13 protein-coding genes and 1 riboswitch are annotated in these 13,237 nt (G+C 49.4%); of the genes, 9 read left to right on the top strand and 4 right to left on the bottom strand.

What is annotated here, in order from left to right; all coding sequences use genetic code 11:
• Positions 1 to 45: 45 nt before the first annotated feature.
• Positions 46 to 459: a MarR family winged helix-turn-helix transcriptional regulator gene (locus PMI05_RS08495; RefSeq protein ID WP_007720039.1), complete on the bottom strand. Its 414-nt coding sequence runs from the start codon at positions 457 to 459 to the stop codon at positions 46 to 48.
• A 201-nt stretch (positions 460 to 660) separates the two neighbouring features.
• Positions 661 to 1,278, bottom strand: coding sequence for a DUF3298 and DUF4163 domain-containing protein (locus tag PMI05_RS08490; RefSeq protein WP_007720038.1), 618 nt, complete (start codon positions 1,276 to 1,278; stop codon positions 661 to 663).
• 155 nt (positions 1,279 to 1,433) lie between these two features.
• On the opposite strand from PMI05_RS08490, the gene PMI05_RS08485 reads away from it, so the two are divergent.
• The 7 genes from PMI05_RS08485 to PMI05_RS08455 all read left to right on the top strand — a co-directional run bounded on the left by PMI05_RS08485 (position 1,434) and on the right by PMI05_RS08455 (position 9,444).
• Positions 1,434 to 2,909 carry a methyl-accepting chemotaxis protein gene (locus PMI05_RS08485; RefSeq protein ID WP_007720037.1) on the top strand — a complete coding sequence of 492 codons (1,476 nt, stop codon included), beginning with the start codon at positions 1,434 to 1,436 and terminating at the stop codon, positions 2,907 to 2,909.
• Between the two features lie 135 nt (positions 2,910 to 3,044).
• Positions 3,045 to 3,167, top strand: a riboswitch (SAM riboswitch).
• Positions 3,168 to 3,367: 200 nt separating this feature from the next.
• Positions 3,368 to 4,396, top strand: a complete 1,029-nt coding sequence (locus tag PMI05_RS08480; RefSeq protein WP_007720036.1) for a BMP family protein — start codon at positions 3,368 to 3,370, stop codon at positions 4,394 to 4,396.
• A gap of 138 nt (positions 4,397 to 4,534) precedes the next feature.
• A complete protein-coding gene (locus PMI05_RS08475) occupies positions 4,535 to 6,064 on the top strand; it encodes an ABC transporter ATP-binding protein (protein WP_007720035.1) in 1,530 nt (509 codons plus the stop codon).
• Complete coding sequence (locus tag PMI05_RS08470; protein WP_007720033.1) at positions 6,039 to 7,109, top strand: ABC transporter permease; 1,071 nt, start codon at positions 6,039 to 6,041, stop codon at positions 7,107 to 7,109. Before PMI05_RS08475 ends, PMI05_RS08470 begins: the two co-directional genes overlap by 26 nt.
• Complete coding sequence (locus tag PMI05_RS08465; protein WP_007720031.1) at positions 7,096 to 8,010, top strand: ABC transporter permease; 915 nt, start codon at positions 7,096 to 7,098, stop codon at positions 8,008 to 8,010. The genes PMI05_RS08470 and PMI05_RS08465 overlap by 14 nt, the downstream gene beginning before the upstream one ends.
• Before the next feature lie 41 nt (positions 8,011 to 8,051).
• On the top strand, positions 8,052 to 8,717 hold the full coding sequence (locus PMI05_RS08460) for a sulfite oxidase-like oxidoreductase (RefSeq protein WP_007720030.1): 666 nt from the start codon (positions 8,052 to 8,054) through the stop codon (positions 8,715 to 8,717).
• 1 nt (position 8,718) lies between these two features.
• Positions 8,719 to 9,444: a nucleoside phosphorylase gene (locus PMI05_RS08455; protein ID WP_007720028.1), complete on the top strand. Its 726-nt coding sequence runs from the start codon at positions 8,719 to 8,721 to the stop codon at positions 9,442 to 9,444.
• 315 nt (positions 9,445 to 9,759) lie between these two features.
• Here PMI05_RS08455 and PMI05_RS08450 read toward each other — a convergent pair whose 3' ends face one another.
• Together PMI05_RS08450 and PMI05_RS08445 are read right to left on the bottom strand one after the other, a co-directional pair.
• Entirely contained in the window at positions 9,760 to 10,086 is a 327-nt protein-coding gene (locus PMI05_RS08450; protein WP_005827573.1) for a helix-turn-helix transcriptional regulator, read from the bottom strand.
• Positions 10,087 to 10,110: 24 nt separating this feature from the next.
• Complete coding sequence (locus PMI05_RS08445) at positions 10,111 to 11,835, bottom strand: SulP family inorganic anion transporter (protein ID WP_007720025.1); 1,725 nt, start codon at positions 11,833 to 11,835, stop codon at positions 10,111 to 10,113.
• A gap of 298 nt (positions 11,836 to 12,133) precedes the next feature.
• Between PMI05_RS08445 and PMI05_RS08440 the strand changes: the two genes are divergently transcribed.
• Both PMI05_RS08440 and PMI05_RS08435 read left to right on the top strand, forming a co-directional pair.
• Positions 12,134 to 12,733 (top strand): glycerol-3-phosphate responsive antiterminator, encoded by a 600-nt coding sequence (locus PMI05_RS08440; protein WP_007720024.1) that lies wholly within the window; start codon positions 12,134 to 12,136, stop codon positions 12,731 to 12,733.
• On the top strand, positions 12,711 to 13,237 hold a 527-nt coding region (locus PMI05_RS08435; protein ID WP_007720023.1), incomplete at its 3' end, for an HAD family hydrolase. The genes PMI05_RS08440 and PMI05_RS08435, both read left to right, overlap by 23 nt.

Genomic DNA, 13,237 nt, shown 5'->3' with positions numbered 1-13,237 from the left:
AATGACTTCACCAAACTGCTTTTGGGCGAAGTCATTTTTTACTTGCTACAATGGCTGCAAATTATCGTTCATTTTCTTCAATACGCGGTTAAAGATAGCGAGTTCTGCTTCGTCAAGGCCGCGGAGTGCCAGCTCTTCTTGCTCTTTGGCAGCCTCCAGCCATTCCGGGAACCGTTCGACTGCTTGCGGGGACAAGGACACATAGCGCTCACGCTTGTCATCGCCCTCTGAGCGAATAATCCAGCCCATCTCTTCCAATCGGGTGAGTGTCCGGGTAATCGTCGGCGCTTCCACATTCAGGTAGTTACTCAATTGAACCTGGGTGAGCGATTCGCGATAATGCAAGCAAAGGATAATACCCCATTGCGAACTGTATAATCCCATGGGAGACATAGTCCCATTTAAAGATTTACTGAATATTCTTGCGGTTTGGCTAATTCGATGACCATAATATTGCATGAGTATATACCTCCAGGAAAGCTGGTCCGATATATCGTACACTTTATTGCTTAAGTAAATATGTACAATAACATACTAGCAGTTTCGTACATATAAGTAAACGTTTATTCGATGGCGAAATAATGGATTTTCTGACACAAATAGAACCAGGCGAGTGTCATGGAAGAAGACACTCACCTGGGTGAAAAATACGGTGGAGGATTAATCTGCGGACAAGATATTCAATGGTCCTTTTTCATTGATGAGCGGCTCCAGTTCATAGACCGAAATGGGGAACATGGGGAAACCGACGTAGTAAGGTGTAATTTCATACAACTGGAAGTAGATGACCAGTGCTTTGTCGGCGAGGTAATAATCCTGATCGGGCTTAATCGAAGTAAAGCCATTGAGTGTGGGGATGCTTCTTTCTTTGATTTGACGCTTGATGTTTTCGGAAATCACCTTGACGTAATCGCTTCCTGGCTTGAATAATTCACGCAGCGTATACAGCTTGCCTGTTTGGATATCTGCGGTGATCGACCCGAGGAAGGTCATGCCGTGAGCCATTTGCGGTGTGTAGGCGTAGTTGCTCAACACGACGCTGAAAATACCGCGTTCGTTTGTCTTGATTTCGTAGCTTCCTTGCATTTCTGTATTTCCCGGTACCTGGACCCGTTGTTGTTCGTGAATTAAGCCTTGAACCGTTTGATAAATCGCCCGGTTGATATCTTTTTCCGCTTGTTGGTTGGCTAGGCCTGCCAATTGGGGATAGTAAATCGTGGTGTTCGGACGGCTAATCGTCCGTGTCAGCACAGTAGCTGGCAATTGATTGAGTTCCACTTTTCTCCGTTTGCCTCCTGTACGTGAGAGTTGTGTAATAGCCTATTCGAAATTGTTTTTGGCTGTTCTTACTTTTTTCACAAATTTGGCAAAGGTTTGGCTATATAATGGGGAAAGAATCCGATACATAAGTAAAAAGGAAACGGGGGGCGGTTATGATTCAATTGATTCGCAATACCTTGACTGAAAAAGAAGGCTTTATGATTTTTATCCTATGGAATCATTTGTGGATGGCGGGACTCATTGCCTACCAAGTGGATGTGAACTTCTGGAAAGTGACGTCCTTGGGATTGCTGGTCACTCTAATTGTTTCGCCGTATTATTTCATTCGCAAAGACAGTCTTGTGATTCGTTATCTGGTAGCAATTGGACTCATGTTTTATGCGATTTCATTCGATCACTTTACTGATTACCAGGAGGTTACCTTCCTCGCCTTTATCGTCATGGGCTTTTTGGCAGCCTACTTGGATTGGAAGCTAGTCGTAACAGCGGGAATTACCCAAATCATTGTCACGGTTATCGGGTTCTACACAGGAACCTACGAGATTTTCGAGGGTGATTTTTCGGAGCTCAATTTGCTTATGCGTATTGTCACGATTCTCATGATGATGGGAGCCGTCACGTATCTGTGTCTCGCCGGACAAGCCTCCTTGCGAAAAGCTGATGACGCAAGGCAGGAAGCGGAAGAGAAGGAGCGCCGTCTGGGAGAAATGCTTTTGAACATCCAGCAAATGACGGAGCAACTGGATCGTACAAGTGATCATGTGCATGAACATGCGGAAGGTACGAAGCGCAATACAGATGAAATGATGGTAGCCTTCAAGGAAGTCGCCACAGGTATGGAATCGCAGGCGAATTCTACGGTGAAGATCGAAGAAGAGGTTCAATCCATCGACCAGGAAATCGAGGCAGTCACAACACAGACCAACTCAATGAAAACGGAATCGCAACAAAATAACCGTCGTCTGACAGAAAGCGTTCAGATGATGAACGAGCTGTCCTCGCAGATGGAGCAAATTGTGCAGGCAGTTAATGTAGCAGCCTCTACGATTCACCAGCTCAATCGTCAGGCGAATCGCGTAGAGGAAATTGTCGGCGCTATTAATCAGATCGCGACACAAACGAATCTTTTGGCGCTGAATGCGGCGATTGAATCGGCTCGTGCAGGCGAGCATGGACGTGGATTTGCTGTTGTAGCGGATGAGGTACGCAAGCTGGCGGAACAAAGCGCGACAGCTACGCAGGAAATTACCGACATTCTGAAATCTCTCCATCAGGAAAGTGAGAATGCGGTGCAGCATATGAGCAATGGGGAAACGTCTGTTGCAAAAGGCCAAGAGCTGGCCGTGAAAACAGTGGCCTCTATCGAAGCAGTGCGTGCCGGGATGATGGCCTTCTTGGAAGCAGCTGATCAAGTAAGCTCCAGCATGGACCGGGTAAAAGTACGTTCCGGCGAAGTTGCCATCGAGATGTCGACCATTACAGCCGTAACCGAGGAATCCGTAGCCAACTTAGAAGAGCTGTTTGCGACAGCAGAAAACCAGCATCAAAAAGTGCGTGAGATTACGGAAGAGCTGGGCGAGCTGAATACATTGTCTCATCGTCTCCAGCAAACCTTTCACGTAAATTAAAGGTTGTTTAAAAAGTAAAAGACGACTTTTTAAACTTCGATTCACTTTTAGAAGTGTTTGGAATTAAGAAAAAAGAATTGCATTTTTGAACCGTTCTGCTAGAATGAATTCCATTGTAACTAAATATATTTACCTACCTTATCAAGAGCGGCGGAGGGACTGGCCCGATGATGCCCGGCAACCACTGATCATGTCTATGCATGAACAGAAAGGTGCCAATTCCTGCAAAACCTGTACCATGGTTTTGACAGATGAGGAAGAGAACGGCTACGTACGCAAACTCTTCCTCCGGGAAGAGTTTTTTTGTTGTATTTATAAAAGGAAGGAGGTAATAAACGAACGATAAATTTATTTTATAAGATAATATTCGTAAATGGTATTGAAAAAATGGGTAAAAAGCCGTACATTACCTAATAGGATAAAGAAAAACGTAAAGTTCGGATAGGGAGAGATACATCATGAAGAAGTTATTGCTGGCATTAACGACATTCGCAGTATTGGCAACAGGGTGCTCGACTGGCACAAGCGCACCTGCAGATCAGCCAGGAGGACAAGCAGCAGGACAAGAGGGCGCGGCCAAAAAGCGAATTGCCTTGATTTTGCCCGAGAAAATCGGTGTGAATCCGTTCTTCCAACAAATGGATGAAGGTGCAAAGAAAGCCGCACAAGAGCTGGGCGCAGAAGTGAAAACGATTGAATCTACAGACCATGGAGCGATTGAAGAGAATCTGCGCGTGGCTGTTGCAGAAAATTATGATTTGATCATCACTTCTTCCTTTACATCAGAGGATGCATTGAAAAAAGTAGCAACCGAAAATCCTGACCGTAATTTTGCGATTATTGATACTGTAGTGGATTTGCCAAATGTTCGCAGTGTTACCTTCCGCGAGCAGGAAGCGGCTTACCTGGTGGGAGCAGCAGCAGGTCTGGCAACGAAAACGAACAAAGTGGGTATGATTGTCGCTCTTGATATTCCACAGTTGAAAAAATGGACAGTTGGCTTCGAAGAGGGCTTGAAAGCGACGAATCCAAAAGCAGAGCTGATGGTCAACTATGTAGGTAGCTTCACTGACCCGGCAAAAGCGAAGGAATTGGCGTTGCTCCAAGCTTCCAAAGGCGCTGACTTCATTAACGGTGCAGCAGCAGTAGGCGACCTCGGCGTTTTCGAAGCAGCGAAGGAAAAAGGTTTCTTCACAGCAGGTCAGGACGTTGACCGTACGACGATTGATCCAGAGCATATTGTTCTGTCCCAATTGAAAGGGACTGACGCGGCAGCTTATGAAACCGTGAAGAACTTTGTAGAAGGAACGTTCAAACCAGGTGTTGTTGCGTACGGCTTGAAAGAAAAAGGTGTTGGCGTAACCTATGTCACGCACGAAAGCAAAACGCCTCTGAACGCTTTTATTGGACAAGAAGTGGTGGATAAAGTGAAAGCGATCAACGATGAGATTGTAGCGGGCACTCGCAAAGTACCAGACCAGTTCTAAAAAGGTAGCTCGGTGCTGAAAAGCCAACTTTTTGAACGGTTATTTATAGCTTGTGCACAGTGATGGATGTGACCGACTACGGCTGTGTAGTCGGTCTTCCATTTTCATAAAAGGACGTACAGAAATGAGGGAGTGGGAATGACCGATCGCTTGGAAATGAGGGCCATGACCAAGAAGTACGGAGATTTTACCGCCAACGACAAGGTGTCGTTCTCACTGGCAGCAGGAGAAGTCCACGCGATTGTCGGGGAAAATGGAGCGGGCAAAACAACACTGATGCGGATGCTGTACGGGATGGAGCAACCGACGTCGGGAGAGATCGTGTTAAACGGCAAGCCAGTTGTTTTTCGCGGACCAGAGGACGCGATTCGAAATGGAATCGGGATGGTTCACCAGCACTTTATGCTCTTCGGAGAATTCAGTGTGACTGAAAATATCGTGATCGGATACGAGCCGAATCAAGCGGGTTTTTTCAAAAGAAATGACGCGGAGGACAAGGTGCGGGCGCTTAGTGAGCAGTATCGCATTCCGATTCATCCGCAGGCCAAGGTAGCGAATTGCTCGATTGGGGAACAGCAAAGGGTCGAGATTCTGAAGGTCCTGTATCAGGGAGCGGATATTATCGTGCTAGACGAGCCGACAGCTGTACTTACCCCGCTGGAGGTACGTGATCTGCTGCAAACGATTCGAAACCTGGCGGAGAGCGGCAAGAGCGTCATTTTGATTACACATAAGTTGCAGGAGGTCATGGAGGTAGCGGATCGTATTACGGTACTGCGCGGAGGAAGAGTGACGGGAACGGTATCCCGTACAGAAACCAACGCGGACGATTTAGCCAGACTGATGGTCGGACGTGAATTGCAGGAGCTAGCTGAGCGAGTTCCTCTGGATAAAGGTCCTTTGTTGCAGGTGGAGAATCTCACGGTTCGAGAAAAGCAGACACTGCTCGATCAAGTCAGCTTTACCGTGCACCACGGGGAAATCGTAGGAATTGCAGGTGTTTCCGGGAATGGTCAATCCGAGCTGCTGCAAGCGATCAGTGGCTTGCGAGCGGCACAGGAGGGCACGGTGCGGTTAGGCGGCAAGGACGTGACGAACAAATCAGTAGCTACCATTCGGGATGCCGGCTTGGCGCATATTCCGGAGGATCGCTACCTGTGGGGAACGGCCAAACTCTCAAGCGTCGAGGAAAATGCGTTGATGGGCTATCAGCGAAAGCCTGCTTACAACCGTCGCGGCGTTGTTCTGCGGGAGAAATTCCGCCAAGTCGTAACAGGCTGGGTTGGGCAGTTTGCCATCAAGACAGGCTCCCGACAATTGCAGGAGCTGGCAGGGAATCTGTCAGGTGGAAACTTGCAAAAGCTGATCGTAGCAAGGGAGCTGGGACAGGAAACCCCGTTTTTGATTGCGGCTGAGCCTACGCGAGGGGTGGATATTGGTGCCATGGAGTACATCCATCAGGCGCTGATCGAAAAGCGCAATCAGGGAGACGGGATCTTGCTCGTCTCCTCCGAGTTGTCCGAAATTCTCGCCTTGTCTGACAGGATTTTGGTCATGTATAAAGGGCGAATCGCTGGAGAGCTTTCACGCCTGGAGGCAACCGAAGAAAAAATCAGCGTGATCATGGCGGGAGGAAGCATTCATGGCAGCAATCAAAGAGCTATCTAAGTCATTGGTTCAGCCGTTATTGGCTGTCGTCATCGGTTTGTTGACCGGGGCGCTGGTCATTGCTGCAGTTGGCGAATCGATCTTGGGCACCTACCAGGAAATGTGGAAAGGGGCCTTTGGCAGTTTTTATTTCTTTACGTCTACATTAGCGAGAGCCACGCCTATCATGCTGATTGCCCTAGGTCTTTCCCTCGCATTTCGGGCAGGGGTATTCAACCTGGGGGCGGAAGGGCAAATGGTGCTGGGTGCCGTCAGTGCTGCGTTAGTCGCGATCTACTTGCCAGCACCGGGAATGATCAAAATTGTGGCGGGTATTTTCGCAGGAATGGCAGTTGGTGGGTTCTGGGCGTTGTTGCCAGGCTTTATGGAAGCCCGCTTTCGCATTCCGTTGCTCATCTCTACATTGCTCTTCAACTACATCGCGGTATTGTTTGCGAGCTATCTCGTGACAGAGCCATTCCGGGATCGCTCGGGTTCTGCGGCACTGGCACAGACCGTCATGCTGGAGAAAAGCGCTTGGCTTCCGAAGCTGTTTGCGGGGATGAGCGTGCATGCAGGGTTTTTGTTTGCGATCGTTGCAGCGCTGCTGTTGTTCTGGGTACTTCGGTTTACGCCTTTTGGCTATGAAGTGAAGATGCTGGGTCAAAACTCGCTGTTTGCTCAATACGGAGGAATCAATCGCATTCGGGTGATGCTGACCGGGATATTTGCCAGTGGTGGACTGGCTGGCTTGGCGGGAACCGTTGAGGTAATGGGGGCGCACTATCGTTTTGTTGACGGTGCCCTGACTGTACCAGGGTTCGCCTGGACGGGCCTGATGGCAGCTCTTCTTGCGAACTCACACCCGCTTGGCATCATTGTGACTTCGATCCTGCTTGCTGCTTTTCAGACCGGAGCCATGGGAGTAGAGCGCAATACGGATGTGCCGCTGGAGCTGGCAAGTGTTATACAAGCCGTATTGATTTTGTTCATCTCCGCCAAGTTCAGCTACGACTGGTGGAAAAGGCGGAAGGCAAAAGGAGGGGAATCGCATGGAGCTCTTTGATTGGTCCCTCCTCAGTTCTACCATTCGGATGGTCATGCCGATCTTGTTGGCAGCTTTGGGTGGAGCGCTCTGCGCACGTGTCGGAATTTTTAATGTTGGCTTGGAGGGATTGGTACTGGTCGGTGCCTTTTCCGCGATTGTCGGCAATCATTTTACCGGGAATCTCTTTCTGGCCGTTTTGATTGCAGCGCTGGTCAGCGTTGTCTTTTCGCTCTTATTCGCGTACATGACGATCAAGCTTCGGGCGAATGAAATCGTCGTCGGTGTGGCGATTAACTTTCTCGCGCTCGGGTTGACCACATTTGCACTACGGGCGATCTTCGGTGTCAAAGGAGCGTTTTACGATAAGGATATGGCTGGCTTGCCAACTGTCGAGATTCCTTTCATTCACGATATTCCGGTCATCGGAGGCATTGTCTCAGGTCATTCGCCGCTCGTGTATTTTGCCTTTTTGGCTGCGATTTTGTTATATGTGTTCTTTTATCGGACGGTTACGGGCTTCCGCGTCCTCGCAGTTGGTCTGAATCCCGTTGCGGCACGCAGTCTCGGTCTGAAAGTGACGGGACTTCAGGTGCTGGCGATTGTGATGAGTGGCGCATTGTGCGGGATTGCAGGGGCACAGCTTTCACTGGGGCAAGTCACGATGTTTACAGAAGGTATGACGGCTGGCCGGGGCTTTATCGCATTGGTAGCGATGATGATGGGGCAGTCGCATCCGCTCGGTATTTTGGCTTCGAGCTTTTTGTTCGGGTTGATGGATGCCCTTAGTATTCGTTTGCAGGGCTTTTCACTTCCGACGCAATTCACGGCCATGCTGCCATATGTGCTGACGATTGCGGCAATGTTCTTCTTGAAGAACAAGAGTCAGATCGGCAGCGACAATCAGCAGAGCACCCGTTAAACACAGGCCATATAGACAGCGGAGACAGGGGGAAATGCGATATGAACAAGGCAGATCGGATCAAAAAAATGAAAGTACCCGCCCCAGTGGGACCGGGACTCGCCAGACGACTTCCGCCAGGACAAATCCTGACAGAGCGTTTTCCCATTTTGCATGAGGGAGACGTGCCGGTGTATGACATGAACGAATGGACACTGCGCGTTTTCGGTGAGGTAGACCGGGAAGTGACGCTCACCTACGAAGAGATCATGGCGATGCCACAGGTGACAGTGACGAGCGACATTCACTGCGTGACGCGCTGGTCCCGTTTTGACAATGCGTTTACAGGCGTGCGTTTTCGTGATTTTTTGCAAGCAATTGGTGTGACTCCGCGAGCGAACTTCGTCATGCTGCACGGTGATCACGACTATACCGCCAATGTGCCGCTCGCTGATCTGGAGCGTGATGATGTGCTGCTGGCTCACTCCTTTGATGGAGAGCGACTGACGGACAAGCACGGCTGGCCGCTTCGCCTGGTTGTTCCTCATTTGTATTTCTGGAAAAGCGTGAAGTGGATCAGAGGAATTGAATTTATGACGGAAAACAAGCCCGGCTTCTGGGAGCAAAATGGATTTCACTTGATCGCAGACCCGTTTCGTGAAGAGCGGTTCTCCGGTGAAGCGTTGCCGATACCAGAGGATGAGTGGGAGAAAAAGGAGTTCGATTGAGATGTTGACGAATCTAAAGGTAGATCCAGAACAACTGCCAAAGCGCGTCATCGTGTGCGGTGATCCAAAACGTGCAGCCTTGATTGCTTCGAAACTCGACGATCAGCGTCAAATCGGGGAAAACCGCGAGTATCACAGCTATGCGGGTACTTGGAAAGGCGTCGAGGTAGCGGTAGTGAGCCATGGGGTAGGCGCACCGGGAGCAGCCGTATGCTTCGAGGAGCTGGCGAAGGGCGGCGTTCAGGTCATCATTCGTGTAGGAACTGCCGGGTCATACCAAAAGGAAATCGAGACAGGCAGCCTCGTCATCAGCTCCGCAGCGGTTCGCCAAGACGGCTTGACCAGTCAGTTGGTTCCGGCGGGATTCCCGGCTGTTGCCAATCGCCATGTCGTGGACGCGCTTGTACAAGCAGCTGGAGCAAACGCATCAGACTTGAAGGTATTCGAAGGAATCACGCTGACACTCGATGTCTTTTACAGTGGAGTGTTGGAATTCCCGCACAAGCTGTACCAAAAAGCAGGCGTTTTGGCAGTCGAGATGGAAAACACCGCCCTGTTCGTGATTGCGGCGCTTCGCGGTATGAAGGCAGGCTCTATTTTGGCAATCGACGGGTATGCAGATGCAGACTTGCTCGAATCGTATAACCCGCACACGGATGTGATGGCAAAAGCCATTGAAGCGGAAGCGTTGATCGCATTGGATGCAGTCATTACCGTTTCCCAGTAACAATAGGTAAGCCCAGGACTTTTTAAAGGTCCTGGGCTTTTTGGTAGTTTTAAAAGGTATCGCTGAGTCAATAAAGCTGGTGAGAAGAAAAAGCACAGAGCTCGTAGACCTTGACAACTCCTACCCAGTCGGAACTTCAAAAAGGGGACCCGCTTGTCGAACACTTCTTCCTCGAGAAACTTCCGCCCGTAGGGTGGCTTTGGCTCGACGGTCCCCTTTTTGAAATGGAGACGAACAGTCAATCACCCTTGCGGTCGTGTCAGAGTCGAAGAGACCTGTGCTTTTTCTTCTCCTCCACAATGTTGACCCAAGCAATTATTCCTCGTTAAACCGATCCAGCATAGAAATCGTATCAATCAAGTGATTGTTAAAAATTTGTCTGGCCACACTCAACAATTCAATAATCATCGGATCACGCAGCGAGTACGTGACTTTGTTTCCGTCCTTCGTTCCGTACACGATATTGTTGTTTCGCAAAATGGCGAGCTGTTGGGAAACAGCGGAGCCTTCACTCCCGATGAGTGTCTGAAGCTCGTTTACATTCTTATCCCCTTCCGCCAGCAGCTCCAGAATCCGAATACGCAGGGGATGTCCCAACGCCTTGAAAAAATTCGCTTTAAATTGCTGTAGTTCCAAATTCAATGATAGGTTCCTCCGATCGTAACATCATGTGGAAGTGTCAGTAGGAGCGGACAGGCGCGCGCATTCGCGGAAGGCAAAATGCTTGCATCCCAGGCACTTCCCGGTATCCAGTAGACTGAGGGCATACGCTATCGCCTCTCCAGTATGAGTAAAAAAGTGAGATTCGCCTACGAGGCCATATAGCCCCGTACGCTGCAAGATTTTCTTGGGGCCAGATTGGATTCCTGAAATAAGGACCGTTGTCCCTTGGTCCATACATTGTTTCACAATCCGGGACAAATTCGCTTCCCCGGTCATGTCCATCAGGGGGACTTTTCCCATCCGAAGCAGCAATACCTTTGGTTGTCGCTGAAGGGTTTGCATGAGGGAGCTTTCAAACAAGTCGGCATCCCCGAAAAACAATGGACCCTCAATCGTGTAGATGCTGATTTGCGGGCAATCGTGCCCCTCGGTAACCATATGCGGCATGACCTTGTCGTTTTTGGAAGAGGGATCAGGCAGCACCTGAGCTACCCGTAAGCTATCGCGCGTTCGTTTGACAAATAACAGAATAGACAGCACCAATCCCACTTCAATGGCGACGGTTAAATTGGTGAAAACGGTCAAAAGGAAGGTGAGCACCAGCACAAGAGAATCGCTCGTCTTCGCTTTTAGCATGTGGGCAAATTCCTTGCGCTCACTCATATTCCAGGCAACCAGCATCAAGATCGGCGCCATACTCGCCAACGGAATATGCGAGGCGTAAGGGGCGAACAGCACGAGGATGAGCAGAACAACCAGACCATGAATGATGCCAGACATGGGGGAGGTTGCCCCGGTTCGAATGTTAGTGGCTGTTCTCGCAATCGCGCCAGTAGCCGGAATTCCCCCAAATAACGGAGTCACGATGTTGGCGATTCCTTGGCCGATTAATTCCCGGTTGCTGTTGTGGCGACTGCGTGTCATTCCATCGGCGACAACAGCTGACAATAAAGACTCTATCGCTCCTAGTATAGCAATGATCAGGGCTGGACTCAGTAACTTTTGGACACGGTCCCATGTGATTTCAGGAAAATGAAAGCCGGGTAATGTACTCGGTATCTCTCCAAAGGTAGAGCCAATCGTCGCTACCTTTCCTTCCAAAAAGAGGACGGAAACGACACTAGAGACTACGAGTCCAACGAGAGAGGCCGGTATGTTACGGAAGAATCGGGGAGTCACCAAAATAAGGGCGAGACTCAAAATCGCAATGGCTACGCTGTATAGATTAATCGTGCTCAGATGAAGGACGATTTCCCACATGTTGGACAAAAAATCCTCATGTCTTTGCAACTGCTCCAGACCGAGAAAGTTGGCAATTTGACCGGAAAAGATAATAACGGCAATCCCCGAAGTGAATCCAATGATGACGGGGCGCGGAATGAATTTGATCAACCCACCCAGCCGTAGAATCCCCATGAGAACAAGGAGAATCCCAGCCATGAATCCAGCGAGGAGCAAGTCTGCATAACCGTATTGCATGACGATTGCAAATAATATCGGGATAAAAGCGCCAGTAGGTCCACCGATTTGATAGCGGGAACCGCCAAAGAGAGAAATCAATATGCCGGCGATAATGGTCGTGTAAATCCCATATTCAGGCTTTACTCCGGAGGCGATAGCAAATGCCATCCCCAATGGTATCGCGATAATGCCGACGATTAACCCTGATACACAGTCTTTTCGAAAGGAAACGAGATCGTAGCCTTCGAATCTTGGTGCCCACTTCATGATTGCAACCCTTCTTTTCGTATTTTCGAATATTTGATTATTTGAATATAGATGGATCATACATCCGCTCTTCCGTTCCGTCAATTCCATCCTTACATGAACTTTTCCGTTTATTAACATTCGCTTCAAGATTCCTTAACGCTCGTACAGTACTATTCAAAGTAACAAGTGAACACATCCCTTCGGTTGGAGCCATGGAGAAACCCCCGACAGCCTTTCCAAGCACTTTCATCGAGAGTTCTTTGGCATTGTCATGTCGCAGGGTTTTTTGTATTGGGCATAAGGAGGCTTAAAGCGAGTGAACCAGGAACAATTTCATGCAAGACTGGCACAGTACAAGCTGATCGCTTCCGTAAAAGAAGCGAAGCACCTGGAAAAAGCGGCAGAGGCAAATTTGAGTGCTGCGGTACTCTCGATTGGCAACATTGGTGTGATCAAAGGCTACGTGGATTATTTCAAGTCGAAAAATATCCCTGTATTTCTTCATTTGGAGCGGATTGGCGGAATCAGTCATGACCGGGAAGGCATCGCATTTCTGGCGCATTACGTCAAGCCAGACGGGATCGTCACTACGCGCAACACACTGGTCAAGCTGGCGAAAAAGCAAGGCCTGCTGACGATTCAGCGTTTGTTTTTGGTCGATAGCGACTCGATTAAATCAGGCCTAACCTCCTTGCAGGAAACACAGCCTGACGCTGTTGAGCTGATGCCTGGTTTGCTGCCGGAGTTTATCGAAGAATTCAGAAGTGTTATCGATACCCCGATCATTTCTGGCGGGCTGATTCGCAAGCGGGAACAGATGGAGGAAGTATTAAAGCATGGAGCGACAGCTGTTTCAGTCGGAAGTCCCCTGCTGTGGAAGGAGTGTAAGAACCTTGATTCAAGCGTTGTTATTTGATTTGGACGGGACCTTGCTGGACAGTCGGGATGCGGTCGTGGATGCCGTTGCTTTTACGGCTGAGCAGTACGCACCGGGACATTTTAGCAGGGAAGAGCTGCTCGCGCGTTTTGGCGAATCATTTGATGATTTTTTGGCGGCAGTTGCTACAGCAGCAGGTGTCCCTGACAAAAAGGAAGTGCTGCAGAGATACTTCGCTTATGTACGGGAGCATCACGAAGAACACGTCAAACTGTTTCCGTTTGTTCGCGAAGGGTTGGAAAAGCTGAAGGCGGCGGGCTTTACGATGGCGATCGTCACGAACAAGCAACGGGAGTTTACATTGGCAGGTCTGGAGATGGCGGGGATTGAGCATCTGTTTGAGGCAATCGTCACTGTCGATGATGTATCACGAGGCAAGCCGTCGGCTGAGCCTGTACAAAAAGCGTTGGGAGCGCTAGGCAAAAGTCCCGAGCAAGCCATGATGATTGGTGACAGTCGCTATGATGTATTGGCTGCGGGAGG

The organism is Brevibacillus sp. BC25 (assembly GCF_000282075.1).
Taxonomy (GTDB): domain Bacteria; phylum Bacillota; class Bacilli; order Brevibacillales; family Brevibacillaceae; genus Brevibacillus.
This window is presented reverse-complemented; position numbering and strand designations above follow the sequence as displayed.